Here is a 26,399-nt window from a genome sequence, read left to right on the forward strand (position 1 = left end):
CACACCATGGCAGTCACCACATCCGCCCCGGCCGCGAATCCGCGGCGGCGGGCCCAGCGTGCGAAGCGGAACATCGCGGTGGTGTTCGTCCTGCCCGCCCTGCTGCTGCTCGGCGCGCTGGTCGTCTATCCGGTGGTGTTCTCCGCCGGCCGGAGCCTGTTCGACGCGAGCGGCGAACGGTTCGTCGGCGGGGAGAACTACGTCGAGATATTCAGCGATCCCGCCACCCTCACCGCGATCCGCAACAGCACCATCTGGGTGGTCGTCGCCCCGGTTCTGCTGACCGGTCTCGGCCTGGTGCTCGCCGTGCTCACCGAGAGGGTGCGCTGGGCGACCGCCTTCAAGCTCGTGCTCTTCCTGCCCATGGCCGTGTCGTTCCTCGCCGCCGGCATCATCTTCCGGCTCGCCTACGAGGAGGACCCGGACCGGGGCGTACTCAACGCCGTGGCCGTCGGCGTCCACGACGCCTTCGACGACCGCTCGGCCTACCCGACCGCGAGGGCACGGGAGGACCAGGGCCTGACCAAGGCCACGGGCGGGGCCTACAGCACGACCGACGCGGTGCGCCCCGGGCAGTGGGTCAGTCTCGGCTTCGTCGGTGTGGCACCCGACAAGATGCCCACCGAGGCCCGGCCCGCTGCCGCCTCCACCGCCGCGCCCGCCGACGAGGTACGGGGTGTGGTCTACCTCGACTTCACTCCGGGCGGCGGCGGTACGGCGGGCAAGGTCGACCCGGCCGAGAAGGGCCTGCCGGGGATGTCGGTCGAGGCGGTACGGGACGGAAAGGTCGCCGCGACGGCCACCACCGCCGCGGACGGCTCGTTCAACTTCCGCACTCTGGATGCCGGTTCGTACACCGTCCGGCTCCCGGCGGAGAACTTCGCGGCGCCCTACCAGGGCATCTCCTGGCTCGGCCCGGCCCTGGTGACCCCGGCCATCATCGGTGCCTATCTGTGGATCTGGACCGGCTTCTCGATGGTGCTGATCGGTGCCGGCCTGGCCTCACTCCCCCGGGACGCCCTGGAGGCGGCCCGGATGGACGGCGCCACCGAGTGGCAGATCTTCCGGAAGATCACCGTGCCGCTGCTCGCTCCGGTGCTGACCGTGGTCTTCGTGACCCTGGTGATCAACGTGATGAAGGTCTTCGACCTCGTCTACATCATCGCGCCGGGACCGGTCCAGGAAGAGGCCAATGTGCTGGCGACCCGGATGTGGCTGGTCTCCTTCGGCGGCGGCAACAACCAGGGACTCGGCAGCGCCCTGAGCGTGCTGCTGCTCGTACTGGTCCTGCCCGCCATGATCTTCAACGTCCGGCGCTTCCGAAGGAGCGGAAAATGAGCGGGCACAGCACCATCGAGCGCCAGCCGTCCCAGCCGGTCGCCAAGGGCCCGGTCCACGTCCCCGACCTGCCGCGTGCGCCGCGCCGGCGTCCCGTGGACCGGCTCGGCACGTGGCTCGGCAACGGAGCGGTCCAGGCCCTGCTGATCGTGGTCGCACTCATCTGGATCACCCCGCTGGCCGGGCTGTTCCTGTCCTCGATGCGCTCCGAGCAGGACAACGCGGCCGAGGGCTGGTGGACGGCGCTGACCGATCCCGGGCAGCTGTCCCTGGACAACTACACGGCGTTGTTCGAGAACTCCGGCATCACGCAGTCCTTCTGGAACACCGTGCTGATCTCGGTGCCCACCACCGCGCTGGTGGTCGCCATCGCGGCGCTGGCCGGGTACGCCTTCGCCTGGCTGGAGTTCCCCGGCCGCAACGCGATCTTCCTGGTGGTCGTGGGACTTCTGGTGGTGCCGGTCCAGATCGGTCTGCTCCCCGTGGCCAAACTGTTCGGCGCCGTAGGACTGTTCGGCACGATCCCGGGTGTGATCCTCTTCCATGTCGCGTACGGGCTGCCTTTCGCGATCTTCCTGCTCCGCAACTACTTCGCGGAGATCCCGCGCGAGATGCTGGAGGCCGCACGGATGGACGGCGGCGGGGAGTGGCGGATCTTCTCCCGGCTGATCCTGCCGCTGGGCCGCCCCGCCCTGGCCAGCCTGGCGATCTTCCAGTTCCTCTGGGTCTGGAACGACATGCTGGTCGCGCTGCTCTTCGCGGACAGCGAGTCCCAGCCGCTCACCGTCGCCCTCCAGTCGGAGATGCGGCAGTTCGGCAGCAACATCGGGGTGCTGGCGCCGGGTGCCTTCCTCTCCCTGGTGGTGCCGCTGGTCGTCTTCTTCGCCTTCCAACGGCACTTCGTGCAGGGAGTGATGGCGGGCTCGGTCAAGTAGGCGCAGCACCCCACGGCCCGGATCGGCGCCGCGGTGGGTCCCGGGCGAATGCCGTACCGGGAGCCGCCGCGGCGCCGGACGTTCCGCGGGCACGGCAGCACTCCGCCTCCCCTGCGCGAGCAGCTTGTTCCACGCGGCAGTTCCACCGTGCCGCCACGCTCAGTGAGCTATGTTGAGCAGGAGTGGGACGAGAAGGAGGCACACCGGTGCCATCAGGGCAGCAGGCACGCGCACAGGCGTCTGCGATCACGCCGGGCAGGCAGTCTCCGGAAGCCGAGCCGGCTCCCACGGACAGGGTTCTCGCCCTGTTCGGCGGCCACCGGCTGTCTCCCGCACAGCGGCGCATCGCGCAGTACCTGGTCGACCACCTCACCGAGGCCGCGTTCCTGTCGATCACGGAACTGGCGGAACGGGTGGGTGTGAGCCAGCCGTCGGTGACCCGCTTCGCCTCCTCCCTGGGTTTCAGCGGCTTCCCCGCGCTCCGGGAGGCCCTGCAGCCCATCGCGCTCAGCGCGGTCGCCGGTTCCCCGGACACCCGGGAGGAGATCCGCCGCAATGAGCTGCAGGCGGCCGTCGACACCGAGATCGAGAACCTGGAGACCCTGCGACGCCTTCTCGCCGACCCCAATCAGGTGCTCGACATCGGCCGTGAGCTGGCCCGGTCGACACCGCTGACGATTCTGGGACTGCGGATCTCCGTATCGCTGGCGGAGTACTTCGCCTATGCCGCGCGGCGGATTCATCCCGACGTACGCCTGGTGACCCGCGGGGGCAGCGTCGCCTACGACGCGCTGCTCCAGTCGCGGGAGGCGGGCGGTACCTGGGTGCTGGCGTTCGCGATGCCGAGGCACGCCAACGAAACCCTGGCAGCGATGCGGGCTGCCCGCAGGACAGGGCTGCGCGTCGCGCTGATCACCGATCTGACACTCGGGCCGCTCGTGGACGAGGCCGATGTGGCACTCACCGCCGGCACCGGCTCGCGTCTCGTCTTCGACTCGTATGCGGCGCCTGTGGTGCTCTCCGCGGCCGTCCTCCAGGCCATGGCCGATGCCGATCCCGAGCGCACACAGGTCCGTCTGGAGGGCTACGAGCAGGTCGCTGACCAGCACGACTTCTTCCTCGAGGACTGACGCTCGTCCCGAAATGCCCGATCACGAAGCGGACTCTTTCACGCCAGTTCGCGCATGAATTTTTTCATACTCTTGCTTACTCGACGGTATATATATTTACTGCCTCTGGTGATCCCGGGTGCCCCGAGGTCACGGGGCCGGCGTCGTCAGTCGTCCAGCGCAGCCGCCTGGCCCCACCTGACCGAACATCCAGGGCGACGTTCTCCTCCTCGCGTCGGCCCACGGATGTTCCACCCGGGCGCTCCGCACCCCTGCGGACGCCCATCGGCGGCCTCGGTCAACCCCTGGGCCGGGGCCGCCAGAAATCCCCGAGATCAGAGCCCACCCCCATCACATCCGGAGCGGACGACGATGTCCCAGACCTTCTCACCGATCAGCTCGGACTGGCCGTGCCAGGTAAAGTCCCCCGGCAGTCACGACTGGGAGCGCACGGCGAATCGGTGGCTGCGAGACCTCCTGCCGGCCCGCTACGCCGGCTACTCGACGCTCACCCGCCACCACGTGCTCCTCGCCCGCCACGCACAGCTCCAGGTCCAGCACGAGATCCGGGCTGTCCGGGTCGCGCTGCAGACCTGCCGGGCGGAGCTGCCCACCCTCGGGGTGGCCGAGGCGATCATCGAGAACACGATCAGGCTGTACGCCACCGAGCTGGAGCAGCTCAACCGCCTTGCCCGCGGCGTCCGGCTGATCACCGAAGCGCTCCAGGCGGGCTCGGACCTCCAGCGCAGGCGGTCGCCCGTCTAGGGTCTTTCGTTCGGATCAGGCCGGATGAGCGCGCGTGCCAGGCACGCGGGCCAGGCACGATCCACACGAGAGGCCTCAGATCGGCCGGACAGGACCAACGGTCTCGGCCCACGGTTGGCGCAATGGCGCGGGCGCTGCCCGGCGGGTACGGAAACTTGCCGGGCACAGCAGCCCCAGCCACAGCCGAGGAGCGCGCTTGGAGACGAAGCCCGGGCTCGATCTGACCTCCGTCATGGCAGTGCTGACGCTGGCGACGGGCATGGTCGAAGCCGTCAGCCTCCTCGCGCTGGGACCCGTCTTCACCGCGATGCAGACGGGCAACGTGCTCTTCCTCGGATTCGCGCTCATCGGTGAGGGCGGGGTGTCCGCTGTGGCGACATCCCTGTCACTGGGGGCATTCGTCGTCGGCAACATCGTCGGCGCCCGGCTGGAGTCGGTGATGGACGCCCACGGGCGCCGGTGGTTCGACATCGCGCTGTTCACGGAAGCGGCGCTGCTCGCCGTCGCGGGCTTCACGGCGTGGGGCCTCGACATGGCGGACGGCCCGCCGTCCGCCCGCCATGTCGTGACGACGGCCGTGGTGGCACTCGCCATAGGGATGCGCAATGTGACCGCGATGCGCGCCAAGGTGCCGGACATGACCACCACCGTGGCCACCCGGACGATCACCGCGCTGGTCAGCGGCTCGCCTCTCGGGCACGACGCGGCGATGGGCTACGGCAGCGGTGCCTCGGGCCGCCGGAGCATCGGCGTCCTCACGCTGTTCGCGGGTGGCATCCTCGGCGCGTGGCTGCTCCACCTGGACTGGTCACCGACGGCGGTGCTGCTCATGGTGGCCGCCCTCGTCCTCGTCCTCGCCGCCGCGTTCGCCACCACCGCGCGGCACAGCCTGCCGATGGCGACGTGACCGGCCGCGCTCCCGCCCGACAAACCCCTCTCGTCCAGCGCCTGAGCCGCCCCGTCCGGATCAGCCCATGGGCGACCGGACCTCGGCCGGAGGGCCCCGCGCCACTCCTGAGCGGCACAGTTCGCGGGCGCGGCTGCCGGGAGGGAGGATGGCGCTGGGGTGAGGCAGCGCGTGTCGGGGCGGTTCCTGCCCTGTGACACTCCCTTTCGATCGGGACACTGAGTGCAATGGACAAGGAATCAGGTGCGGCGGCGGCCGCAGGTGTGACATCGAGCCGTGAGGTCTTCGGCGCGCCGTGCTGGGTCAATCTGATGACTCGCGACCTCAAGGACGCGCAGGAGTTCTACGGCGCGGTCCTCGGGTGGCGATTCCGGAGGACCCGACTCGGGGCCGGCTTCAGTCTCGCTGTCTCCAACGGCGCGCCGGTCGCCAGTATCGGCGCCCTCGAGGCCGCCCTGCACGCCCCGGCCGGCTGGACGCCGTACTTCGCGGTCACTGATGTGGATGTGTCCGCCGCGCGTATCCGGGAACGCAGCGCCACCGTCGCCGTGGGGCCGCTCCGCTTCCCTGTGGGCCGTGGCGCCCTGGCAGCGGACCGGGACGGCGCCGTCTTCGGCATCTGGGAGGGCGAGCTCATCCCCGACTGGCTGACCTGGCGCAAGAACGCGCCCGCCTGGCTGCGCCTGCGGACCCGGAACGCCTTCGAAGCCGCGATCTTCTACGCAGAAGTGCTCGACTGGGCGTCCGAGCAGGCAGGCTGCTGTCAGGTCGACTACGAAGGGGACGAGGTCGTACTGCGCCAGGAGGGGCACGTGGTCGCCCGCCTCAGCTCCGGTGCCGTCGAAACGGCACCGGATCCGCTGATCCAGCCCCGGTGGCACGTCCACTTCCCTGTCGCCGACGTGGAGGCCACCGTCGAGGCGGCGCGCCGCCATGGCGGCTCTGTCCTCGGGCGGCAGACCACGCCCAGCGGCGTCACGGAGGTCAAGCTGCGCGACGCCGACGGGGCGTTGTTCACCGTTGCCGGCCGCCCTGCTCGGGGCGATGCGCGTCAGCCGGCCGGAACCGGGACCTGAGGGCTCGTGGGCGGCAGCCGGAACTCGCTCATGGGCGGCATCGCGACCGGCGTGGCCCGCACGATGCGCTCGGCTGCCTTCACCCGCCTGCTGAACCAGATGACCTTGCCCGTGGCCGTACCGCACGTACCCCAGCTGTCGCTGAGTACCGCGACGGTGGCGAGTCCGCCCTTCGAGGGGGAGGAACTGGTTACCCGAGGCATCCGGCGGTCCGTGTCCGCCACGGACGCGATCAGGTGCCGCCCCGTCCAGCGCAGCTCCACCACACACCTCTTGTCGCCGGACGCATGATGGACGACATTCCCGACGAGCTCGTCGACCGCTCGGCATACGGGAGTGATGTGCTGCTCGAGATGCCAGTGCCTCAGATGCGCTGCGAGAATGCGCCGGACCTGGGGAATTCGCTCTGTGGTTGCCTGCACTTCCAAGGTGTAGCGGCAGGCGGCCGGGATATACATGACCGTGGCTCCTCACCGCGACCGCTTCACCCGTTCGGCAGTGGACCCCCGAGTGCGAAGAGTGAGCTCATGTCGCTTCTGGGTCACTAACCAGATTGACCTCGGGTGACCACAACCGCAACACACCAGACGTTTTCGCAGCTCAGGGGCCCGGTAAGCGGTCGGCGGCCCGTCGGGGACGCTTGCCCCGCAGCCATTGGCGGAGTGCCGAAAGCCTGGGGTGGCGTTCGTGCTGCTCGCGTACGCTGCGGTCCAGCTCCTCCATCAGGCGCTGGGTGCGATGGTCCGTATCCAGCTCGTCCAGGATCCGGTCGATCTCCGCGAGCAGTGCGCCTTGAAGCTGCCACTGGCGGGGGTGCCGCTGGATGCCTTCGAGCAGCAGCTCCGCCACCTCCTGACGCTTCGCGCCGGCCGCGGCGAGCTCTCCCGCCAGCCGGGACTCCGCCGCCTCGGCGCTCTCGCTCACCTGCGTGGTGACCAGTACCGCGAAGCTCACGAGGGTGTCCGCCACATGGGCCAGCAGTTCCTCGATGGCGACCCCCACCTCCGGCGGGAACAGGTCTTCGTTCCTGCGTTCCTTGGCGAGATCGGTGAGCGTCCGGGCCAGTACGCGCAGAACCACCGCGCAGATCTCAAGGGTGTCGAGCCCGGTGCGCAGGACGACGCGATGCAGCAGCCCTTCCTTGACCCGCGGGTTGAACCGGACGCTGTCCTCCGCCTGGCGGAGCGCCGCGTCCACCTCGGCGATGTCATTGTCGAGGCGACGCGCTTCGTGCAGCCGGGCGGCGGCACGTTCGACGGGGGTCGGGCTGCTCACCTGCTCACCCATGCTCAGGAGCAGTCGGCGCATGCGACGGGCCAGATCCTGGATGGACTCCCCGGCGGTGCCGACCCAAACCGGGGGCACGAACACGAAGTTGAACAAGAGCCCCACCACCGCGCCGATCAGCGTCTCCAGGACCCGGTCCCAGGCGGTGGCCCCCACCCGGGTCACGCCAAGAACGAGCATGGCGCTGATCGCGACCTCCGGGACGAACTCGTCCACACGGACGATTCGCCCCGCGATCAGAGAAGCCAGGATGATCAGACCGAGGCTCCACCACGTCAGTCCGACGAGCTCGCTGAAACCGACGGCGATCAGCACCCCGGCGACGACCGAGTTCACCCGGCGGATGCCTGTCGTGAGCGTGGAGTAGAGAGTGACCTGGACGACGAGCAGCGCGGTGAGGGGAGCGGTGAGGGGCGCAGGTTCGCTGCTCAGCTGCAGGGCGACGACATAGGCGAGCGTCGCGGCCGCGGTCGACCGCACAGTCTGGACGACGGCGGGGTCCCGGCGCCGGCTGACGAGCTCGGCCGGCAGCTCTCTCAGTGATTCACGGACATCACGCACCCGTTGGTACTTCCCGGTCCTGAGCACCGCAGACCAGGAGCGGCCGTTTGGCCGCATCGGGGTCCCGGCCCGTCCACTGGGGCGGCGCCGGTCCCGGCATACCCCTCAGCGTGCCGTCGTGCACCGATCGGGCGAGAGTGGAATCGACGGCTGCGGAACGACCGGCGGAGGGATCAGATGCGACCCGTCGCGGCACTGGAACGGATCGCGTTTCTGCTGGAGCGCTCCGGAGCGGACAGCTACCGGCCCCAGGCCTTCCGCGCCGCCGCCGCGGCCCTGGCTCCGATGTCCGACGCCGAGATCGCCGAACGTGCGGCGGCGGGGTCGCTGGAATCCGTCAGAGGCATCGGCCCGAAGACGGCGAAAGTCGTACGGGAAGCCCTGGCCGGCGACGTACCGGAGTACCTTCAGCGGCTGGAGCGAGAGATCGAGGCGGCCGTTTTGCCGACCGAAGGCGGAACCGAGCTGCGTGCTCTTCTGCGCGGCGACTGTCATCTGCACTCGGACTGGTCGGACGGCGGCAGCTCCATCGAGGCGATGGGCCGTGGAGCGATCGCTGTGGGCCACGAGTGGGCCGTACTCACCGACCATTCGCCCCGGCTGACCGTCGCACGTGGCCTCTCGGCCGAGCGGCTGCGCGAGCAGCTGGAGATCGTGGCGGAGCTGAACCGGCAATGGTCCCCGTTCCGGCTGCTGACCGGCATCGAGTGCGACATTCTGCCGGACGGCTCGCTCGACCAGGAACCGGAACTCCTCGACCGGCTCGACCTCGTGGTCGCCTCGGTCCATTCCGAACTGCGCATGAAATCAGCGGACATGACGCGGCGTCTGGTCGCCGCGGTGACGAACCCGCTGACCGATGTGCTCGGCCACTGCACAGGCCGGCTCGTCACGGGCAAGGGGCGGCCGGAGTCGCAGTTCGACGCTGAGGCGGTCTTCGCCGCCTGCGCGGCTCACGGCACTGCCGTGGAGATCAACAGCCGGCCCGAGCGGCTGGATCCCCCGCTGCGACTCCTCCGGCTCGCCGTGGCCGCCGGAGCCTTCTTCGCCATCGACACCGACGCGCACGCGCCGGGACAGCTCGAATGGCAGATCATCGGTTGCGCACGCGCGGAGGCCTGCGAGGTCCCCGCTCAGCGGGTGATCAACGCCCGGAGCGCGGCCGAGCTGCTCGACTGGACAGACAGCCAACAGGCACAGACGCGCAAAATTACCTAAAGACGGTTCCCTGTTCAGGCGACGGCAGGCTACGCAGCCGCCCGTGGCGTCCCCGCCGCGGTCGGCTGCGACCGTGACCAGCGGCCTCCGGCCGGGCCCCGTGCCGTCACTCCTGTACGGGAGTTCCCAGCATGGCCGACGCGGACTCGACCGGGCTGAGGACAGCCGGAGCGGCCGGCGCGGGGACGGTCCGGCACGTGAAGCCGAGGCGCGTCAGCGCCCTGGTCACCTCACCGGCGGTGAAGTCGCGGCGGTCCTGCTTGGTGATCACTTCCCCCACCTGCTTGACGGGGTAGGCGCGGCGACCGATGATCACGGACTCGCCTGTCACAGGTTCGGGCTTGATGCCCTTCATCGACTCCTGTACATCGTTCTTGACCAGGTCAAAGGGGAAACGGGCGATGACGCAGCGCATATTGGCCTCAGCAAGATTGAGGGAAAAGCCCGGGAGTTCGAACGCGTGAGCCCTGATGTCGGCTCCGAGTCTATGCGGCGCTGCCGCGGCTGCGCCGCTGCGAGGAGCCCTGTGCGGGACGGCTGCGCCGCCCGCGCGAAGAAGAGCCGCCCCGCTTGGGACGCTCGACCACCGGTGCGGCGATGACGACGGGAACGCCCGAGGGGGCCTGAGCGCCGGTGATACGGCTCAGCTCGGCCTCGCCCGAGCGGACCTGGGTGGTCCGCGGGGTGATGCCGGCGTCGGCCATCAGGCGCGTCATCTCGCGACGCTGGTTCGGCAGGACCAGAGTGACCACGCTGCCGGACTCGCCGGCGCGGGCAGTGCGTCCGCCGCGGTGCAGATAGTCCTTGTGATCGCCCGGCGGGTCGACGTTGACGACGAGGTCGAGGTTGTCGACGTGAATGCCGCGGGCCGCGACATTGGTGGCCACCAGCACCGTGACATGGCCGGACTTGAACTGGGCAAGCGTGCGGTTGCGCTGGGGCTGGGACTTGCCGCCGTGCAGCGCGGCAGCACGTACGCCGCTGTTCAGCAGGTGCTTGGTGAGCCCGTCCACAGCGTGCTTGGTGTCCAGGAACATGATCACCCGGCCGTCGCGGGCCGCGATCTCGGTGGTGGTGGCGTACTTGTCGGCGCCGTGGACGTGCAGCACGTGGTGCTCCATCGTCGTGACCGCGCCCGCGGAGGGGTCGACCGAGTGGACGACCGGGTCGTTCAGGTACCGGCGGACCAGGAGATCGACGTTACGGTCCAGGGTGGCCGAGAAGAGCATCCGCTGGCCATCGGGGCGTACCTGGTCGAGCAGTTCGGTGACCTGCGGCATGAAGCCCATGTCAGCCATCTGGTCGGCCTCGTCCAGCACGGTGATGGCGACACGGTCGAGGCGGCAGTCACCGCGTTCGATGAGGTCCTTGAGCCGGCCCGGCGTCGCCACGACGACTTCGGTCCCGGAACGCAGTGCGGCGGCCTGGCGGCCGATCGACATGCCGCCCACGACCGTGGTCAGCTGCAGCTTCAGCGACCGGGCGTAGGGGGTGAGCGCGTCGGTGACCTGCTGAGCGAGTTCCCGGGTGGGGACGAGGATCAGGGCCAGCGGCTTGCGCTGCTCGGCGCGCTGTCCGGCGGTGCGGGCGAGCAGCGCCAGACCGAAGGCGAGCGTCTTGCCCGATCCGGTGCGTCCACGGCCCAGTACGTCACGGCCGGCCAGCGAGTTCGGCAGCGTGGCGGACTGGATCGGGAACGGCTCGTTCATGCCGAGACCGGTGAGCGTCTTCAACAGCTCGGCGGGCATGTCCAGTTCGGCGAAGGTCGCCGCCGCGGGCAGCGCCGGGGTGACGGTGACCGGCAGCGCGAACTCCCCCTTCAGAGCGGCGGGTCGACGCCCGTAGCCGCCGGAACGGCTCGGGGCGCCGGAGCGGCCCGGAGCGCCTGAGCGGCTGGGGGCCTGTGCGCGGTAGCCGCCCCGGCCGGAGCCGGCAGAACCACCCGTACGGGTGCGGGAGTAGCGGTCGTTGGTGCGGGCTGTGCGGTTCATGCAGAACCTTCCTCGATGCGGCACGTATCGAGGAATTCTCGGCAGGAACACATGGCCGGAGAATCGCAGGAACGAGCCGGGAAAAGACGAAAACGAAGCCGGGCCGCGACGGAAAACAGCGGTGCCTGGCGCAAAGAATGCTCGACGTCGGCCGAGCGGAGGCGGCGGGATCCGGACCGTGGAGGCCGAGAACGACCTCGGTCAGGCCTGAGCCGTGAGCGGGTCCGCCGGGGGCAGGACAGCAGCGAAATACTGGTGATCCTTGAGAAAACAGCAACGAGCTGGGGCCCGCACCCCGAGGTGCGGGCCCCAGCTACGCCATACGCTTCAGCGTCAGGCGGGAACGATGTTCTCCGCCTGCGGGCCCTTCTGGCCCTGCGTGACGTCGAAGTTCACCTTCTGGCCTTCCTGGAGCTCACGGAAGCCCTGGGCGGCAATGTTCGAGTAGTGGGCGAAGACGTCGGGGCCGCCACCCTCCTGCTCGATGAAGCCGAAACCCTTTTCCGCGTTGAACCACTTCACGGTGCCTGTAGCCATGTCATTCTCCTTCAGGGCAATGCCCGGAGGCTCACACTGTGCGAGCCCCACGTCGCCGTGATGATGCCCCGTCCGGAAAAAGTGCCGGAAATACAAAAGTGCGCCCACCGGTACATAAAACCAGCGAGAGCACTTGAAGTCTTTGGGAACCACAACTGCAACTGAGATCGACAGTAGCACGATGCGAACGATTGTGCACGGCAAGTACTTACATTTCGCCCACCGGTGCGCCGAATCAAAACGGCACAGGGGGTTCGTACGACTGCCAGTCGTCCAGGTCGGCGATGGACCAGGGCCGGCCGTCGTCGGTGCGAAGCTCGACCCGGTCGACAGCCCCGGCCGCTCCGTACGCGATCCAGGTCGCGCGCCCGGACTCCGGGACCCACCAGTCCCCCGCGTCACGGGCCGTGCCGTCCTTGAGCAGCAGTCGGCAGGTGTAGTGCGCGCCGGGGCGGCCGTCCGTGATCTGCATGACCATGACCCGCTGGCCACCGGCCAGGCTCGGTTCGACCGTGCCGACCGTGGATCCCGTCGAGGTGACGAGCACGGCGCCGCGGTCGCTGGCGGTGATGGGCGCCGTGGTGGGCGACCGGTCATTGCCGATGATCGTCACGACACCCGCGCCGAGGCCGATCCCGACGGCCGCGGCGGCTGCGACCAGGACGGGGACGCGGTACGGTCGGCGCCGTGCCGGCCTTCGTAGCTGGAGGCGGTCCAGGACCCGCGCCTCGAACCCGGCCGGAGGGGCGACGGCCGGCGCCGCCGGCAGCACGGCGTCCATCGTCCGCGACACCTCGTCGTACGTGGCCCGGCAGGCGCGGCAGTCGTCCAGGTGCTCCAGCAGGGCGGTCTGCTCGTCCGGGAGCAGCCCGCCGAGCGCGAGAGCGATCAGCTGGTCCTCGGTGGGGTGGCCCTCAGCCATGGCTCTCCTCCTTCAGCGCGTCGCGCAGCCTGCGCAGGCCGGTGCGGATACGGGTCTTGGCGGTGCCGAGCGGAATATGCTCGTGCTGCCCCACCTCCGCCGCGGTGCACCCGCCGAGGACGGCGAGGGCGACGGCGCGCGCCTGCTCGAGTGGGAGCGCGCGGAGCCGTTCGACCGCCCGTCTGCTTTCGAGAGCGACGAGCGCGAGCCGTTCCGGTTCCTCGCTCTGCAGCGTCGCGCCGATGAGACGCTCCAGGGTGTCGGCGAGCACGGGCGTCGGCCGCCGGGCCCGGACCGCGTCAATGGCCGCGTTGCGGGTGATGGTCAGCAGCCAGGTGAGCACCGATGCACGGCGGGGGTCGTAGTTCCCGGCAGCGCGCCACGCACGTACGAAGACCTCCTGGCTGACGTCCTCGGCCAGGCCCGGCTCGCGGGTGACCGACAGCGCGAGCCCGTACACGGCGTCCTGGAAGCGGCGGACGAACGCCGTCGACGCCGCCTCGTCGCCGATCGCGAAGCCGGCGATGAGCGACGCGTCGTCGGTGCGGTCCGCGCGCGAGAACAGCTCCACACTTGAACATACGTTGCCGGGGCGCCCGGAGATTGCGCCGCCGCGACGCAATCCGTTGCCGCTTCCCACCCGTACAACCTGGGTCGAGAAGGGACGGCACCATCATGAGCAGAAGCGCACTCGGGACGGCCGCACTCCTCATCGCAGCGGCACTCGGGCTCGCCGGCTGTGGAGGCGGCGGGAGCGGCGGTGAATCCGCCGCCCGGGACACCTCCACCATCAAGGCCGCGGACTCCTCCCTGGGCAGGATCCTCGTCGACGGCAACGGCCGGACGCTGTATCTGTTCACCGGGGACAGCCAGAACACGAACGCGATGGACTGCGACGCGGCATGCCTGCGGCTGTGGCCCCCGATGGAGGGCACGCCGAAGGCGGGCGCGGGTGTCGACGCGAGCCGGATCGGCTCCACCGCCGCGAAGGGCGACAAGACCCAGGCGACGTATGCGGGGCATCCGCTGTACTACTACGCCGACGACAAGTCGGCCGGTGATGTGAACGGCCAGGGCATCGACAAGATCTGGTACGTCCTCGACGCAGCGGGCAGCGCGATCACCAAGTCGCCGAAGCCGGCCGACAACGGCGGCTACGGCTACTGAGCCTCTCCGGAGGGGTGACGGGCCGCGGAGAGCCGTGTCCGCAGACGGGGGTCAGCCGTTGGTCAGGGCGTGATCAAAGCACAGCGCGTTCTCGCCGTCGTAGCCCTCGCTGCCGGTGCCTCGGCTCTCGCGGCACCCGCCGCGAGCGCTGCGGTCTCCGCCGATCAGCCCGCCCAGGTGCTGTCCGTCGCCCAGCTCGACGAGCTCGCCGCGAGCTCCGTGCCCCCCGAGCACCGGGCGGAGGTGCCGTCCGTGTCCGGTCAGCTCGGCGGCCTCGGCCGGCTGAACCAGACCCACCAGCTCACCGACCAGGCCGCGCCGGTAACGGGACTGCTGCCCGCCGTGCGGTAGCGGCTCCCCCCAGTCGTCACCGGTTTCGGCTACCGGAAGATCGCCATGGCCTGCACTTCCAGGACCGCCTCGTCCGCGTTCCAGTCCTGGACCTTGCCGAGGCAGCGGGCCGAGAAGGTGCCCTGCGGGACCTCGTTGCGCAGTCCTTCCGTCGCGCAGGTGACGCGGACGCGAGGCCCCTGTCCGGGATCGTCCGGGTTCCCGTAGGGCGCCAGGAGGACAGTGGACTCCGGCGATTCGCTGATCTTCCGGAACCGGCCTCTGATCAGTACGAAATCCTCGATGTCACGGAGCCGTACGGTCTGCTCCGAGGTCCCCGAGCCATGCAGGGTCGCCAGTCCCTTGGCCAGGGCCTCGTTCCGTCTGATGGTCTGGTTGACGAGGTCGACATGGACGATGACGTCCTTCTCCTCGAGAACATCCATGATGATGCCGATCACCGAGATGGGCTCGGCCACTTCGAGGTACTTGCTGACGATCTCGCTGTTGTCGCGCCTGCCGCCGCCGGCGCTCAGCCCGAAGACCGTGGCGCGGATGTTCCCGTCCCGGCTGTCGCTCGTCCGCTGCTCGACCTCCCTGCGGAGGGCGGCAGCGTAGCCGCGCATCTGGTAGTGATCCATCACGGATCTGTCGTGCAGATAGAAGCAGATGCTGTAGGTGAGGTTCTGACCGCCGGTCCGTCCGCCACGGGTGAGCCGGGTGAGCGTCAGCGCGAGCAGTGTCACGACGCCGGTCATCGTCATCAGCCACAGGAGCATCCAGGGCCACCAGACTCCCCACCACACCTCAGTGAACACACCCACGTATCTCCTTGAAAGCGCTGAGGAGGGACTGGGCAGTGGCGTCGACCATCCGTCCGCCCGTCGCCCGTGCCGCTCGATCGAGTTCCTCGGTGTCGGCCTCGCCGTAGCGAATGGTGTAGGTGCGCACCGCGCGGGCCGCCCGCGGTCGTGCCTCGTACCGGCTGATGAAGGCATCGAGGTCCATCCCGGCGTTGTTCTCACCGTCCGTCATGAGGACGATGGAGACGGCCTGCTCGGGGCGGTCCCGTACGACGTCGGCCACCTTCGCGTAGGCGTGATCGAGCGTGGACCAGATGGCGGTGCTCGCCCCGAAGTCGTCGGACGCCACGAACCCGCGGAGCCGGTCCAGGTCCCGCTGCCCCTCGTACGTCAGACTCCGCTCGTCGAGTACGCGGCCGCCGAAGCGCATCACGGTGAGCGACTCGCCCTTGTAGAACCTGACGAACTTTCCGGAGCGGGAGTCGTCGGCGCCGCTGAGACCGTCGAAGGTGGCGCGCAGCTTCGCGATGCGCTCGCCCCGCATCGACCCGGAGAAGTCGAGCAGAAAGATCACTCGGGCGGGCGCGTCACGCTGTGGATCGCCGTAGTCGGCGAGGAGCCGGTCGACGACCTCCTGTTTGTCGGGGAAGTACAGGGCATTGCCGACGGATGCGCGGAGCCGGGGGATCCGCGGCACACCGGGATCGACCGGCCGCCGCAGGGTCCGTTCCATGATCTTCTTCTGGACCGGTTCGCTCTTCAGCCACTCCACCAGCCTGTCGTACGCGGCGCGCTTGGCGGGGTCGAGCAGGAGCAAGGGGTAGTCGGACAGCACCATGCCGTCCTTGGGATGGACGAGCTCCAGCGGCGTGCGGAGCTTTCCGCTGTCATTGAGCGAGAGCAGCTCGGACTCGTAGGTGATGAGGGCGTCAAGGCCGTCCTGGCGGCGTACGAATCCGTCGGCCAGCCGGGCGGAGGAGTCCTCGGTGAGTTCGTGTCCGGTGAAGAAGCCGCGCAGCCGGTCGCAGGAGACGTCCCGCGGACGCAGCGCACCGCCCGTGCCCGCGGCGGCGGTCGCCACTCCGACGAGCGCGGCGAGGCCGCTGTTGGTGTGCCGCGGGTCCGCCATGGCGAACCTCAGGGCCCCGTCCGCCGCGGCGTCCGCCACATCGGCCCAGGAGATCTGCCCGTCCGGCGTTCCGCGGCGCAGCCGGTCGGCGGTGGCGGGCTTCATGCCGATGACGACGGGCGAGCGCATGATGCTGGTGGCCAGGGGCTTCTCGGTATGGCGCCCGGCCTGCTTCAGCTTGAGCTGGAAGTAGCGGTCGGAGGAGAGCCAGGCGAGATCGTGGCGGTACTTCCCCGGGGCCAGTGCGTTGCTGGCGTCCACGGTGCCCCGGTAGTCCATCTCCAGCGTGATCCCGGTGTCCCTGTGGAGGTCGTCGAGCAGGGGCTTCATGTCGGCGAGCTCCGAACTGGCCAGCACCCGCAGGGTGACCGGCTCGGAGTCGCCCGTCGAGCAGGCCGTGGCGGCGCCGATCAGCAGCCACGCAAGGCACAGGGCGACCAGGCCCTGTCCGGGCGATCTTCGCGGGCCCGACAAGGTCGCCCGGACAGGGCCTGAGCCCGCCAGGCGGGGCCGCGCCCTCATTCGGGCCCTCCGGCCGAGGTCTCCGCGGCCGGGCAGTCGCCCACGATGGAGATCATCCTCTCCAGGAACCGGAGCCTGGGCATCGACGACCTCGTGTTGTCGCCCGCCATCGAGGGGACCGGGATGTGGCGCCGCTCCAGGAACCGGGACAGCTGGTCGCCCGCGACCTCCCCCGTCGGGTCGAGAATCCGGAAGCCCAGCTCCATGGCCCGTTGCCGCAATTCGGGGTCGTGGGTGATGAGTTCACCGAGTCGGTCGCCCTCCCGGTTGAGTGCGATGAACTGCGGCTGAGTCACGAACTGACTGGCCGGATAGAGGAGTACGCGCTGCGAGTCCAGCTTCTTCGACTCGGTCTGGTACTGCACCTGGTAGGTGAGGTACTGGTGCTCGTACGCCACCACCACCGGCGCGATTCCCTTGCCCTCCGCGGAGAGGTACGTCCGGAACACATCCGCGGCCGGCAGGCCCTGCTCCAGGAGGAGTTTGATGGACCGGGCGCGGTCGTCCGCTTCCTTGTCGGTGTCCGGCACCTCGTCGCCCTTGCCGCGCCAGGTGAAGGCGACCAGCGCCAGATACGTGCCGGCCGAGTTGGATCCACAGACGTCGGGGCTCTGGGCGAGGACCCGGTTCGCGTTGCTGATCCCGCGCTTCTGGATCCCCAGGTCGTTCCACCGGAGTCCATCGGCGATGCTCTTCAGGAACTCCTGCATGTCCAGCACGTAATACAGCGGCCCGCCCGGCCCGGAGGCGGGTTGCGCGGTGGCGATCCCCTTGGCCTCCAAGGTCTCCGCGTACTCGCGGTAGGTGGCGAGCACGATGGGGCTGACGAACGGCCGGTGCACCGTGACGTACTGGTTGTCCGCCGCGCGCCGGCTGGTGATCAGGTCCCCTGCGGGCTGCCCCGAGGGAAAGACGAAGTCGTACGAGGAGACGTCCCGGATCGCCACCTCGCGCGATCCCGAGCTGGTGATGTGGACCCGCATGTGATGCTTCAACAGGAGCCGCTGAACCTCCTCGTCCTCGAAGAAGTCCCGCTTGGACGCCATCTTGCCCTCCAGCGTGATGACCCGCTCGAAGGGCAGAAGGATGTTCCCCGAGACGGCCAGCACGGCCACGCCGGCCAGAACGGCGGCCAGCGCGGGCAGGAAGGCGACCAGGAAGCCGCGCCGTGACCAGCGGGACGACGAAGGGCGCCGTACGAGCAGGCGCGGCTCCTCGACGACCGGTCTCTCGCCAATGGCCAAGGCCGCCTCCCCCGATGTCCCTCAGCTCGGGGAACAGCTTTCCCCAAACGGATGTCCGCGCGGGCGACTTCCGGCGAACCTGGCGTGAAGAACTCCGGCCCAGGTCGGTGCCGAGCGCGCGCTGCACAGGGAAACCACCTCGGTTCCCGCGCGTCGGTGCCACACTGGCCATAGGCCCCGCCGTCTCCCCCGTCGGCGGGGCTCCCCATGTCGTCCTGCGGTCGCGCTGTCCTCAATCGCCGGACGGGCTTGATTCCGATCCCGCGGGGACCACGCGCAGTGTGCGCTCGGTCCAGGCCGAGAGCGCCAGCGCAGGGACCTGGAGCAGGGCGTGTTCGCCGGGTACGGCGAGGAGCAGATAGACGAAGCCCATGGTGCGCGGCGTCTTCCCGGGCCAGATCCTCACATCGCCCTGCCCCGTTGGCTGGAAGACCCCTTCGATGAGCAGATCACGGGCGAAGCACCACTCGACGGGCGTGTCGCTGTCGGTGTGGAAGGCGACACGGACGGCGTACGGGTCGTCGGTGCGGTAGACCAGCCTCGTGGGAACGGCGACGGACCGGCCGTCCTCCAGCACGAGTTGGCAGACCAGTTCACGTTCGACCGTCGTCAGCGCGATGTCTCTCCTCCGGCGTCCTCGCTGCTGCACGGACGGTCACCTCACCCCTGAGTGTGTTCTGTTGACGGAAAGTGAACGAAGCACTGGTGGGCGTGGGTAGTGTCCGTGGCTCATGAGTTCGCTTAAGCCGCTTAAACCCGCTGAAGGGGCGACGAGAGCCGCATGACCACAGGCAACGAGCAACTGAGCCGGGCCATCACCGAAGCCGGGTACTCATACGCCGAACTGGCCAGGGATGTAAGGACGGTTGGCGCGGAGAGCGGGGTGGCCACGCTGCGCACCAACTCGTCCGCCGTCGCGCACTGGATCGCCGGCACCCAGCCCCATGCGACCGCCGCCCGCATCCTCGCCGAGACGCTGTCCCGGAAGCTGGGGCGGCTGGTCACACCCGAACAACTCGGCCTGGTGCGCGCGGCGGAGACGACCGATCACTCCCTCGGGCTCGAGATGGAACAGGACCCGGTCGACGCGCTCACCCGGCTGGGACGGGCCGACATCGAACGCCGTACCTGGATCAGCTCGGCCGCCTACTCCGTACCGGCCGCCGCCCTTCCCGCGGCCGCGGCCGCCGCCGATTCCGTCCCCCGGCCGCGCAACCCCACCGCCGTCCGGCCCCACGGCACCGCGGGTGACGGCCAGATCCAGGCGGTGCGGGAGATGACCACACTCTTCACCGCCATCGACGAGCGGCACGGGGGCCAGCACGGGCGCTCCGCCCTCGTGCAGTACCTGGTCTCCGACGTGGCCACCCTGTGCCGTACGCGCTTCCGCACCGAGGCGCAGAAACAGCGGATGCTCTCCGCCGCCGCGTGCGTGGCCTATCTGGCCGGGTGGAAGGCCTACGACGCCGGCGAGGCGGGGCTGGCCCAGCGGTACTACCTGCAGGCCTTCAAGCTCACCCAGGAAGCCGGCAACGAACCGCACACGGCGTTCATCCTGCGGGTCCTGGCCCACCACGGCATGGAGACCGGGCGCAGCGAACACACCCTGGACCTCATCGACGCGGCCCTGACGCGGGTGAAGGGGCACACCGACCCGGCCACCGAATCGCTGTACGTCGTCACCCGCGCCCGCGCCCTCGCCATGGCCGGCAGAGGGCGGGAAGCCGTCGCCGAGGCCGCCCGCGCGGCGCGCCTGGTGGACGGCGCCGACGAGAGGGAGATGCCGTTCTGGGCCGCGCTGTGGGGGTCGGCCGGTGCCTGTGTGGGCACCCACACCGCCAAGACCGCGGAGCTGCTCGGGGACTACGGGATCGCCGAGCGTCATTTCTCGCAGGCACTCTGGGGCGCCTCCGGCTCCGCGTACCAGCGCATCACCGCGCTGAGCCTCGCGCACGCCGGGTCGATGCAGTGCCGGCAAGGGTATGTGGAGCAGGCCTGTACGACCTGGGGCAAGGCTCTGGAGCTCATGGACGGCGTACGTTCGGCGCGCATTGTGCGGGCCGCCAGGAGCATGCGCCGGGATCTGGCGCCCTTCGCCCACCGCGGCTCCCAGACAGCCGTTGACTTCGACGAACGGGCCCGTCTGTGGCCGGCAGGAGAACACGCATGACAGAGCCGAGCGAGCAGTACCCCGCCGAAGGAAGCCGACAGCACCCCAAGGACACGGCACCCGCGCGACGGCCCTCCATGGCGCGCACCGCCGCGGCCGGTTCGATCGGCACCGTCATCGAGTACTACGACTTCTTCATCTACGGAAGTGCCGCGGCACTCGTTTTCGGACCGGTCTACTTCCCGAACTTCTCGAGCACCGCCGGCACACTGGCCGCGTTCGCCACCTTCGCCACCGGTTTCATCGCCCGCCCCGTGGGCTCCTTGCTCTTCGGACACATCGGCGACCGGCACGGACGCCGGACCGTCCTGCTCATATCCGTGCTGACCACCGGACTGGCCACGGTCTGCGTCGGCCTGCTCCCCGGATACGACACGCTCGGCCTGGCCGCGCCGCTGCTGCTGACCCTCATGCGCGTCGTCCAGGGGCTGGGCCTGGGCGGTGAGTGGGCCGCGGCCGTACTGCTCGCGTCCGAGCACGCCCCGCCCGCGCGCCGGGGCCTGTGGGCGAGTTTCCCGCAGACCGGACCCAGCGTCGGATTCGTGCTCGCCAACGGCGTCATGCTGTCCATGACCGCGACACTCACCGACGAGCAGTTCCGTACGTGGGGTTGGCGCGTCCCCTTCCTCTGCGCGGGTGTGCTGACACTCGTCGGCTACCTCCTGCGCTCGAAGATCGACGAGACGCCGGCCTTTCTCGACCTCACCGCTCGCCGCACGCTGGTGCGGGCGCCCCTGGCCCGGCTGATGCGCCACCACTGGCGGCGCGTACTGCTGGTGGCCGGTGCCGTCACGGCCGCGTACGCCGTCAACTACGCGGCCACGACCTGGGCTCTGTCGCAGGCCACCGGACGACTGGGCCTGGACCCGACCGTCATGCTGTTCTGCCTGATGGGGGCGATGGGGGTGATGGGGCTTGCCACTCCGCTGGTCGCCGTCCTCGGCGACCGGTACGGGCGGCGCAGACTCAGCCTGGTGGGGTGCGGCGCCATGGCCCTGTGCATCGTGCCGTACCTGGCGATGCTGCAGACCGGGCAGGTCTGGATGATCCTCGCCGGAACATCGATGATGCTGCTCGCCGTGATCACGATGCTCGGAGTACAGGGCGCCTACATTCCCGAGCTGTTCGAGCCGGAACTGCGCTGCACGGGCACAGCCTTCGCCTACAACATCGGCGCTGTGCTGGGCGGTGCCCTGACGCCGCTGATCGCGACCCGGCTCGCCACGACGGCGCCCGGACTGCCGTGGGGAGTCGCCGGCTATCTGCTCGCCCTGTGCGCGATGAGCAGCGCCTGCTTCGTACTGCTGCCGGACACCCGGAGAACCGGTTGCTTTCCGGGGGCGCCGTCCGCTGTACTCCAGACGACAGCTGATCGGCCAAGGAGATGATGTCTCGGTCTCGCTCTACGGTGAGGTGCAGAAGGAAGTCATCCAGGCAACGCTGTCGAACGACTTCGGCGTGAGGTACCAGCCGACGCATTCGGGCCGATTCTGTCGGCGCCCGCACGGCTGGACGCCGTTGCGCACTCACCGGCGATGCGGGGCTCCACGTACCTCCCGGACGGGGAAATTCCGGCCGCCCGGGTCCACGAACTGGAGCAACAGCTCCCGGCGCTGACCCGTGGGGAGGCCGAATTCGAATCCGCCTTCGAGCGCTACCTGCCCGTCCGCAGTACGATCCCGGTCCCGGACCGGCCGCGAACGGACCACAATCCGCTCAACCGCGAGGAGTACCTGCTGCACGTCGTGCGGCGGGTCGCCGGGGCGTCGTGAGGGCGGCTCAACGCGCCGAACACCGATGCGCAGTACAGATATCCTGGTCAACGCCGATGGATCTTGCGGAGAATCCGGGAGATCTTGAGGGAGACCGGGGGCACTGCCGAGCGTCGAAGAGGAGAAGGACCTGGACGGCGACGAGCGTCGACGTGCCATTCTCGCGGTTGCCCGACGCAACGGCTCGGTGGAAGTCGCCGCTGTCGCAGCGGAGTTGGCGGTCTCCCTGGAGACCGTGCGGCGGGATCTGCGGGTACTGGAGGAGAACGGCCTGGTCCGGCGTACGCACGGAGGGGCCTACCCCGTCGAGAGCGCCGGATTCGAGACGACGCTCGCCGCACGCACCACCCGGCACGTACCGCAGAAGGCGCGCATAGCCGCGGCAGCCGTCGAACTGCTCGGCGAGGCGGAGACGGTCTTCATCGACGAGGGCTTCACCCCGCAGCTGATCGCCGAGGCGCTGCCCCAGGACCGGCCGCTGACCGTCGTCACCGCCTCGCTCGCCACCGCGGGCTCGCTGGCGGGACGGGAGCACACTCAGGTGCTGATGCTGGGCGGACGGGTACGGGGCAACACGCTGGCCACGGTGGATCACTGGGTGACCAGGATGCTGGCGGGCCTTGTGATCGATCTGGCGTATGTCGGGGCCAACGGCATCTCCCGGGAGTACGGGCTGACCACCCCCGATCCGGCGGTCGGGCATGTGAAGGCGCAGGCCATGAAGTCGGCCCGGCGACGGATATTTTCGGGGATCCACACCAAGTTCGGCGCGGTGAGTTTCTGCCGGTTCGCCGAGGTGTCGGACTTCGAGGCCATCATCACCGACACCTCGCTCTCCGCCGTGGAGGCCCAGCGCTACTCACTGCTGGGCCCCCAGGTCATCCGGGTGTGAGCGGTCCGCTCAGCTCTTCCATCAATGAGTCAAGTCGGGGCAGGCGAAAGGCAATCGCATGAGCAGGGTTTCCCTCAACGGGATCACCGTGGGGTACGAGGACGAGGGCAGCGGTGAACCACTTGTGCTCATCCACGGGCACCCCTTCGACCGTTCCATGTGGCGACCGCAGATCGAGCACTTCGGCCGGGCCGGATGGCGAGTGATCGCCCCGGACCTGCGCGGCTACGGCGAGAGCACCGTCGTACCGGGCAGGACGACACTGGAGACCTTCGTCCGCGACACAGCCGCTCTGCTCGACCACCTCGGGATCGACCGCTTCGTCCTCGGCGGCCTGTCCATGGGCGGACAGATCGTCATGGAGTTCTACCGGCTGCTCCCGGGGCGGATCCGCGGCCTCCTGCTCGCCGACACCTTCGCGGCGGCGGAGACGGAAGCGGGCAGAACCGTGCGCTACGAGATGGCGGAGCGCCTGCTCCGTGAGGGCATGAGCGGTTACGCCGAGGAGGTGCTGCCCAAGATGGTCGCGCCGCACAACATCAAGGAACTGCCCGCCGTGGCACAGCACGTCCTGGCCATGATGTCCGGCACCTCACCCGAGGGCGCCGCGGCCGCGCTGCGCGGCCGGGCCGAACGGCCGGACTACATCGCCCTGTTGCCGCGTATCGCGGTGCCGACGCTGGTCGTGGTGGGCGAGGACGACGAGTTCACCCCGGTGAGCGATGCCCGCCTCATCCAGCGGCAAGTCCCCGGCGCCACACTGGAGATCATCCGCCGGGCGGCGCACATGCCGAACCTGGAGCGCGAAGCCGAGTTCAACGCCGCCCTGCAGAAGTTCCTCGACACGCTGCCGCCCGCAGCGGCCGCGGAACGTTGAACAGCATGACCAGGCCGGAAACACACCCGCCCGCGAGCGTCAGCGCGGGACGTCGGCACCGGCCCGTCTGTTGAGTAGGTGCGGATGCGAGTAATCGCAGTGCTAGCGTGACCGGATGTCTCTCAAGTACGCGGTCCTGGCCGCCCTTCTGGAGGGCGAGTCTTCGGGCTACGACCTGGCAAAACGCTTCGATGTCTCCGTGGCGAACTTCTGGTCGGCGACGCCGCAGCAGCTCTACCGGGAGCTCGAACGACTGGCCGGAGACGGCCTGATCGCCGCCCGCGTGGTACAGCAGGAGCGCAGGCCCAATAAACGGATGTTCACGCTCACCGACACCGGCCGACAGGATCTGCGCGACTTCACAGCAGAGCCGCCCCGCCCCACCACGATCCGCGACGAGTTCCTCGTCAAGATCCAGGCCATGGACGAGGGCGACCCGGACGCGACACGCAACCTCCTCGAGGAGCGCCTGGAGTGGGCCCGCGGCAAGTTGGCGCGCTACGAACGGCTGCGCGACCACCTCCTGGGCGGCCTGAGCGAGGAGGAGTACCTGAGGGACGCCGAGCGCATCGGCCCCTATCTGACACTGATGCGCGGCCGGGCCTTCGAGGAGGAGAACCTGCGCTGGGGCGAGCAGGTTCTGGAGATCCTTGCGCGGCGCAAGGCCGTCGGCGGCCGCGGCTGAGAGAACGAAGCACCGGCGTCAGGGGCCGGAGGATCGAGCGGCGCGGGCCGGGTTCGCAGTGACGAACCCGGCCCGCGCCGCTCTGTGCTGTGGCACCTGCGCGCGGCGCCGGGCCTTGACGGGGAGTTCATCGCGCCCTCTATAGTGAACAGCGTTCACGTGAACATCGTTCACTAAATCTGGAGGGATCAAGCCGATGGACACCGATGTGATCGTCGTGGGGGCCGGGCCGACCGGGCTGATGCTCGCCGGTGAGCTGGCGCTGGCAGGGGTACGGACCCAGGTCGTCGAAAGGCGCACCGAGGCCCAGAAGGATTCCCGGGCACTCACGCTTCACCCGCGCAGTGTCGAACTGATGGACCTGCGGGGGCAGGCAGGCCGCTTCCTCGCGCTGGGCCCGACCGTGCCGGGCTGGCACTTCGCGGGCCTCAACACCCGGCTGAACTTCACCGTGCTGGACTCCCGGCACCCGTACACCCTGTTCGTGGCGCAGGCGCGGACCGAGGCGCTTCTGGAGGAGCGGGCGCGGGAGCTCGGTGTGGAGATCCACCGTGGGCACGAGGTCGTCGGGCTGCGCCCGGACGCCGACCGTGTCGAGGCCGATATACGCGGCCCCGGCGGCCTGGAGACGGTGCGGGCCCAGTACGTCGTGGGGTGCGACGGCGGGCGCAGCCTCGTGAGGGAGGCCGCCGGCATCGGGTTCCCGGGGACCGACGAGTCACTGACCGGGGCACTCGGCGACTTCGCCATGGTCGATCCCGACAGCCTCGACCGTGCGCGGCAGCGCGGTGTGCTGGTCGTCCCGATCGAGGAAGGCCTGACCCGGTTCGTACTCCTGGATCCGCGCCGAATGCGGGTGTCGTCCAGGGAGCCGGTGACGCTGGAGGAGTTCCGGGCCTCGCTCGCGGAGATCTGCGGAACCGACTGCGGTGTCGCCGAGCCCAGGTGGCTGTCGCGGTTCGGCAACGCCACCCGTCTTGCCGAGAGTTACCGCTCCGGCCGGGTCCTGCTGGCCGGCGATGCCGCGCACATCCACTTCCCCGCCGCGGGCCAGGGGCTCAACACCGGACTCCAGGACGCGATGAACCTGGGCTGGAAGCTGGCCGCCGAGATCAACGGCTGGGCACCGCCGGGACTGCTCGACAGCTACCACCACGAGCGCCATCCGATCGGGCGGGCGGTCACCGAGAACACCGAGGTCCAGACCCTGCTGGCGGAGCTGACCCTGGTGCCGCAGTACGAGCGTCCCGCGGCCGCCCTGCGCACGCTGCTGGACAAGCTGTTCGGCATCGAGGAGGTCAACCGCCACCTGGCCGGGCAGGTGTCCGCGCTCGGCACCGCCTACCCGCCCACCGTCGCCGACGCGGATCCCCTGGTGGGACGGCGCATGCCCGACATCGCCCTGACCGCCGCAGGTTCCGAGGCCGCCCGGGTCTACGAACTGCTCCCCCAGGGCCGCTTCGTCCTGCTCGACCTCACCGGGGACGCGGGTGCGCGCCAGGTCCTCGACAGCGGATGGGCCGCGCGGGTCACCGTCGTATCCGTCACCAAGCACGACGAGCACCCGGACCTCGACGAAGTGGCCGAGATCCTCGTACGCCCTGACGGCCACATCGCCTGGGCAACCCGTACCGCCGATGTGCACGCACGCCACACCGAGCGAACCCGTGCGCTGACCGTCTGGGCAGGAACACCCGACTAGTACGGCCGTCCATCGCGCGACAATGGCTCCACGGGGCGGGGGTTCACGAAGCGGGGGTTCACGAGAGGAACACTGCCGTGACCCGTCAATCAGCTGCCGGCGAACCGCCCGCCCGTCCTCATGGCCGGAGCCGGTGGACGTCCTTCGTTGCCGACGCCACGACCCCGGACAAGGTCTCGCGAGGCCTGCACGAGGCGTCGAACCCGGGTCACCGGCTCCGTGTCGAGCACGACCAGCACACCCTGTTGATCCATCTCAGCGATGAGGACAGCCATGGGTGGACGACCATCGCTGTCGACCGAGGAACGCGCCAATGGGCGGTAGCCCAGGACACCCGCCAGTCCGAAACCGCACGCATCGCCTACGAGACCCTCTACGGGCCGGACGCCGGGTGAGCCCGAGGCTCAGGGCTGCACCGCAGGTCTGGACAACCTTGCGCCGGAGTGCTGTTGTAACCATG

Annotated in this window: 28 protein-coding genes; 17 read left to right on the forward strand and 11 right to left on the reverse strand. The window is 69.5% G+C overall.

Annotation, left to right across the window (positions count from 1 at the left end):
- Positions 1 to 6 precede the first annotated feature (6 nt).
- The 6 genes from SLUN_RS04345 to SLUN_RS04370 all read left to right on the forward strand — a co-directional run bounded on the left by SLUN_RS04345 (position 7) and on the right by SLUN_RS04370 (position 6,130).
- Positions 7 to 1,338, forward strand: coding sequence for a carbohydrate ABC transporter permease (locus tag SLUN_RS04345; RefSeq protein WP_108147232.1), 1,332 nt, complete (start codon positions 7 to 9; stop codon positions 1,336 to 1,338).
- Positions 1,335 to 2,273, forward strand: coding sequence for a carbohydrate ABC transporter permease (locus tag SLUN_RS04350; RefSeq protein ID WP_108147233.1), 939 nt, complete (start codon positions 1,335 to 1,337; stop codon positions 2,271 to 2,273). The genes SLUN_RS04345 and SLUN_RS04350 overlap by 4 nt, the downstream gene beginning before the upstream one ends.
- Positions 2,274 to 2,479: 206 nt before the next feature.
- Entirely contained in the window at positions 2,480 to 3,403 is a 924-nt protein-coding gene (locus tag SLUN_RS04355) for a MurR/RpiR family transcriptional regulator (RefSeq protein ID WP_170146549.1), read from the forward strand.
- 351 nt (positions 3,404 to 3,754) lie between these two features.
- Positions 3,755 to 4,147, forward strand: a complete 393-nt coding sequence (locus tag SLUN_RS04360) for a hypothetical protein (RefSeq protein ID WP_108147235.1) — start codon at positions 3,755 to 3,757, stop codon at positions 4,145 to 4,147.
- Between the two features lie 196 nt (positions 4,148 to 4,343).
- Positions 4,344 to 5,054: a YoaK family protein gene (locus SLUN_RS04365; RefSeq protein WP_254708585.1), complete on the forward strand. Its 711-nt coding sequence runs from the start codon at positions 4,344 to 4,346 to the stop codon at positions 5,052 to 5,054.
- Between the two features lie 227 nt (positions 5,055 to 5,281).
- Entirely contained in the window at positions 5,282 to 6,130 is an 849-nt protein-coding gene (locus SLUN_RS04370) for a VOC family protein (protein WP_108147236.1), read from the forward strand.
- On the opposite strand, the gene SLUN_RS04375 is transcribed toward SLUN_RS04370, so the two are convergent.
- Positions 6,106 to 6,588 carry an ATP-binding protein gene (locus SLUN_RS04375; RefSeq protein WP_108147237.1) on the reverse strand — a complete coding sequence of 161 codons (483 nt, stop codon included), beginning with the start codon at positions 6,586 to 6,588 and terminating at the stop codon, positions 6,106 to 6,108. The two genes, SLUN_RS04370 and SLUN_RS04375, sit on opposite strands and share 25 nt — an antisense overlap.
- A 142-nt stretch (positions 6,589 to 6,730) precedes the next feature.
- Complete coding sequence (locus tag SLUN_RS04380; protein WP_257153662.1) at positions 6,731 to 7,978, reverse strand: FUSC family protein; 1,248 nt, start codon at positions 7,976 to 7,978, stop codon at positions 6,731 to 6,733.
- Positions 7,979 to 8,155: 177 nt separating this feature from the next.
- On the opposite strand from SLUN_RS04380, the gene SLUN_RS04385 reads away from it, so the two are divergent.
- Positions 8,156 to 9,196, forward strand: coding sequence for a PHP domain-containing protein (locus tag SLUN_RS04385; RefSeq protein WP_108147239.1), 1,041 nt, complete (start codon positions 8,156 to 8,158; stop codon positions 9,194 to 9,196).
- A 106-nt stretch (positions 9,197 to 9,302) separates the two neighbouring features.
- On the opposite strand, the gene SLUN_RS04390 is transcribed toward SLUN_RS04385, so the two are convergent.
- From SLUN_RS04390 to SLUN_RS04410, 5 genes are all read right to left on the reverse strand, one after another.
- On the reverse strand, positions 9,303 to 9,611 hold the full coding sequence (locus tag SLUN_RS04390; RefSeq protein ID WP_108147240.1) for an SCO5918 family protein: 309 nt from the start codon (positions 9,609 to 9,611) through the stop codon (positions 9,303 to 9,305).
- A 70-nt stretch (positions 9,612 to 9,681) separates the two neighbouring features.
- Complete coding sequence (locus tag SLUN_RS04395; protein ID WP_108147241.1) at positions 9,682 to 11,187, reverse strand: DEAD/DEAH box helicase; 1,506 nt, start codon at positions 11,185 to 11,187, stop codon at positions 9,682 to 9,684.
- 333 nt (positions 11,188 to 11,520) lie between these two features.
- On the reverse strand, positions 11,521 to 11,724 hold the full coding sequence (locus SLUN_RS04400; RefSeq protein WP_093797295.1) for a cold-shock protein: 204 nt from the start codon (positions 11,722 to 11,724) through the stop codon (positions 11,521 to 11,523).
- Positions 11,725 to 11,959: 235 nt separating this feature from the next.
- Positions 11,960 to 12,646 (reverse strand): hypothetical protein, encoded by a 687-nt coding sequence (locus SLUN_RS04405; protein ID WP_108147242.1) that lies wholly within the window; start codon positions 12,644 to 12,646, stop codon positions 11,960 to 11,962.
- Positions 12,639 to 13,217 carry an RNA polymerase sigma factor gene (locus tag SLUN_RS04410; protein WP_108147243.1) on the reverse strand — a complete coding sequence of 193 codons (579 nt, stop codon included), beginning with the start codon at positions 13,215 to 13,217 and terminating at the stop codon, positions 12,639 to 12,641. The genes SLUN_RS04405 and SLUN_RS04410 overlap by 8 nt, the downstream gene beginning before the upstream one ends.
- Before the next feature lie 104 nt (positions 13,218 to 13,321).
- On the opposite strand from SLUN_RS04410, the gene SLUN_RS04415 reads away from it, so the two are divergent.
- Both SLUN_RS04415 and SLUN_RS04420 read left to right on the forward strand, forming a co-directional pair.
- Complete coding sequence (locus SLUN_RS04415; protein WP_108147244.1) at positions 13,322 to 13,813, forward strand: COG4315 family predicted lipoprotein; 492 nt, start codon at positions 13,322 to 13,324, stop codon at positions 13,811 to 13,813.
- A gap of 69 nt (positions 13,814 to 13,882) precedes the next feature.
- The gene (locus tag SLUN_RS04420) at positions 13,883 to 14,164 is read left to right on the forward strand and encodes a hypothetical protein (protein WP_108147245.1); all 282 of its coding nucleotides are present in this window, start codon (positions 13,883 to 13,885) and stop codon (positions 14,162 to 14,164) included.
- 29 nt (positions 14,165 to 14,193) lie between these two features.
- Here SLUN_RS04420 and SLUN_RS04425 read toward each other — a convergent pair whose 3' ends face one another.
- From SLUN_RS04425 to SLUN_RS04440, 4 genes are all read right to left on the reverse strand, one after another.
- Positions 14,194 to 14,967, reverse strand: coding sequence for a hypothetical protein (locus SLUN_RS04425; RefSeq protein WP_257153663.1), 774 nt, complete (start codon positions 14,965 to 14,967; stop codon positions 14,194 to 14,196).
- Positions 14,951 to 16,597: a substrate-binding and vWA domain-containing protein gene (locus tag SLUN_RS04430; protein WP_108147246.1), complete on the reverse strand. Its 1,647-nt coding sequence runs from the start codon at positions 16,595 to 16,597 to the stop codon at positions 14,951 to 14,953. Before SLUN_RS04430 ends, SLUN_RS04425 begins: the two co-directional genes overlap by 17 nt.
- Positions 16,594 to 17,841 (reverse strand): hypothetical protein, encoded by a 1,248-nt coding sequence (locus tag SLUN_RS04435; protein ID WP_170146550.1) that lies wholly within the window; start codon positions 17,839 to 17,841, stop codon positions 16,594 to 16,596. The genes SLUN_RS04430 and SLUN_RS04435 overlap by 4 nt, the downstream gene beginning before the upstream one ends.
- Before the next feature lie 232 nt (positions 17,842 to 18,073).
- On the reverse strand, positions 18,074 to 18,490 hold the full coding sequence (locus SLUN_RS04440; RefSeq protein ID WP_306610676.1) for an SsgA family sporulation/cell division regulator: 417 nt from the start codon (positions 18,488 to 18,490) through the stop codon (positions 18,074 to 18,076).
- Positions 18,491 to 18,622: 132 nt separating this feature from the next.
- On the opposite strand from SLUN_RS04440, the gene SLUN_RS04445 reads away from it, so the two are divergent.
- The 8 genes from SLUN_RS04445 (at position 18,623) to SLUN_RS04480 (ending at position 26,334) form a co-directional block, all read left to right on the forward strand.
- On the forward strand, positions 18,623 to 20,011 hold the full coding sequence (locus SLUN_RS04445) for an NsdA family TPR-like regulatory protein (protein WP_108147247.1): 1,389 nt from the start codon (positions 18,623 to 18,625) through the stop codon (positions 20,009 to 20,011).
- 77 nt (positions 20,012 to 20,088) lie between these two features.
- Positions 20,089 to 21,399, forward strand: coding sequence for an MFS transporter (locus SLUN_RS04450; RefSeq protein ID WP_108154525.1), 1,311 nt, complete (start codon positions 20,089 to 20,091; stop codon positions 21,397 to 21,399).
- 120 nt (positions 21,400 to 21,519) lie between these two features.
- Entirely contained in the window at positions 21,520 to 21,783 is a 264-nt protein-coding gene (locus SLUN_RS04455; protein ID WP_371413901.1) for a hypothetical protein, read from the forward strand.
- A 130-nt stretch (positions 21,784 to 21,913) separates the two neighbouring features.
- On the forward strand, positions 21,914 to 22,675 hold the full coding sequence (locus SLUN_RS04460) for a DeoR/GlpR family DNA-binding transcription regulator (protein ID WP_108147249.1): 762 nt from the start codon (positions 21,914 to 21,916) through the stop codon (positions 22,673 to 22,675).
- A 58-nt stretch (positions 22,676 to 22,733) separates the two neighbouring features.
- Positions 22,734 to 23,552: an alpha/beta fold hydrolase gene (locus SLUN_RS04465; RefSeq protein WP_108147250.1), complete on the forward strand. Its 819-nt coding sequence runs from the start codon at positions 22,734 to 22,736 to the stop codon at positions 23,550 to 23,552.
- A gap of 115 nt (positions 23,553 to 23,667) precedes the next feature.
- Complete coding sequence (locus SLUN_RS04470) at positions 23,668 to 24,237, forward strand: PadR family transcriptional regulator (RefSeq protein ID WP_108147251.1); 570 nt, start codon at positions 23,668 to 23,670, stop codon at positions 24,235 to 24,237.
- Between the two features lie 196 nt (positions 24,238 to 24,433).
- Positions 24,434 to 25,939: a monooxygenase gene (locus SLUN_RS04475; RefSeq protein WP_108147252.1), complete on the forward strand. Its 1,506-nt coding sequence runs from the start codon at positions 24,434 to 24,436 to the stop codon at positions 25,937 to 25,939.
- Between the two features lie 77 nt (positions 25,940 to 26,016).
- Entirely contained in the window at positions 26,017 to 26,334 is a 318-nt protein-coding gene (locus SLUN_RS04480) for a hypothetical protein (RefSeq protein WP_108147253.1), read from the forward strand.
- Positions 26,335 to 26,399 lie beyond the last annotated feature (65 nt).

It is taken from the genome of Streptomyces lunaelactis, from assembly GCF_003054555.1.
GTDB lineage: Bacteria > Actinomycetota > Actinomycetes > Streptomycetales > Streptomycetaceae > Streptomyces > Streptomyces lunaelactis.

What these genes read in the sequence shown, in the direction of transcription:
- SLUN_RS04345 (WP_108147232.1), top strand. Translation starts at nt 7, where the DNA reads ATGGCAGTCACCACATCCGCCCCGGCCGCGAATCCGCGGCGGCGGGCC.
- SLUN_RS04350 (WP_108147233.1), top strand. Translation starts at nt 1,335, where the DNA reads ATGAGCGGGCACAGCACCATCGAGCGCCAGCCGTCCCAGCCGGTCGCC.
- SLUN_RS04360 (WP_108147235.1), top strand. Translation starts at nt 3,755, where the DNA reads ATGTCCCAGACCTTCTCACCGATCAGCTCGGACTGGCCGTGCCAGGTA.
- SLUN_RS04370 (WP_108147236.1), top strand. Translation starts at nt 5,282, where the DNA reads ATGGACAAGGAATCAGGTGCGGCGGCGGCCGCAGGTGTGACATCGAGC.
- SLUN_RS04375 (WP_108147237.1), bottom strand. Translation starts at nt 6,588, where the DNA reads ATGTATATCCCGGCCGCCTGCCGCTACACCTTGGAAGTGCAGGCAACC.
- SLUN_RS04385 (WP_108147239.1), top strand. Translation starts at nt 8,156, where the DNA reads ATGCGACCCGTCGCGGCACTGGAACGGATCGCGTTTCTGCTGGAGCGC.
- SLUN_RS04390 (WP_108147240.1), bottom strand. Translation starts at nt 9,611, where the DNA reads ATGCGCTGCGTCATCGCCCGTTTCCCCTTTGACCTGGTCAAGAACGAT.
- SLUN_RS04395 (WP_108147241.1), bottom strand. Translation starts at nt 11,187, where the DNA reads ATGAACCGCACAGCCCGCACCAACGACCGCTACTCCCGCACCCGTACG.
- SLUN_RS04400 (WP_093797295.1), bottom strand. Translation starts at nt 11,724, where the DNA reads ATGGCTACAGGCACCGTGAAGTGGTTCAACGCGGAAAAGGGTTTCGGC.
- SLUN_RS04405 (WP_108147242.1), bottom strand. Translation starts at nt 12,646, where the DNA reads ATGGCTGAGGGCCACCCCACCGAGGACCAGCTGATCGCTCTCGCGCTC.
- SLUN_RS04415 (WP_108147244.1), top strand. Translation starts at nt 13,322, where the DNA reads ATGAGCAGAAGCGCACTCGGGACGGCCGCACTCCTCATCGCAGCGGCA.
- SLUN_RS04430 (WP_108147246.1), bottom strand. Translation starts at nt 16,597, where the DNA reads ATGAGGGCGCGGCCCCGCCTGGCGGGCTCAGGCCCTGTCCGGGCGACC.
- SLUN_RS04445 (WP_108147247.1), top strand. Translation starts at nt 18,623, where the DNA reads ATGACCACAGGCAACGAGCAACTGAGCCGGGCCATCACCGAAGCCGGG.
- SLUN_RS04450 (WP_108154525.1), top strand. Translation starts at nt 20,089, where the DNA reads ATGGCGCGCACCGCCGCGGCCGGTTCGATCGGCACCGTCATCGAGTAC.
- SLUN_RS04465 (WP_108147250.1), top strand. Translation starts at nt 22,734, where the DNA reads ATGAGCAGGGTTTCCCTCAACGGGATCACCGTGGGGTACGAGGACGAG.
- SLUN_RS04470 (WP_108147251.1), top strand. Translation starts at nt 23,668, where the DNA reads ATGTCTCTCAAGTACGCGGTCCTGGCCGCCCTTCTGGAGGGCGAGTCT.
- SLUN_RS04475 (WP_108147252.1), top strand. Translation starts at nt 24,434, where the DNA reads ATGGACACCGATGTGATCGTCGTGGGGGCCGGGCCGACCGGGCTGATG.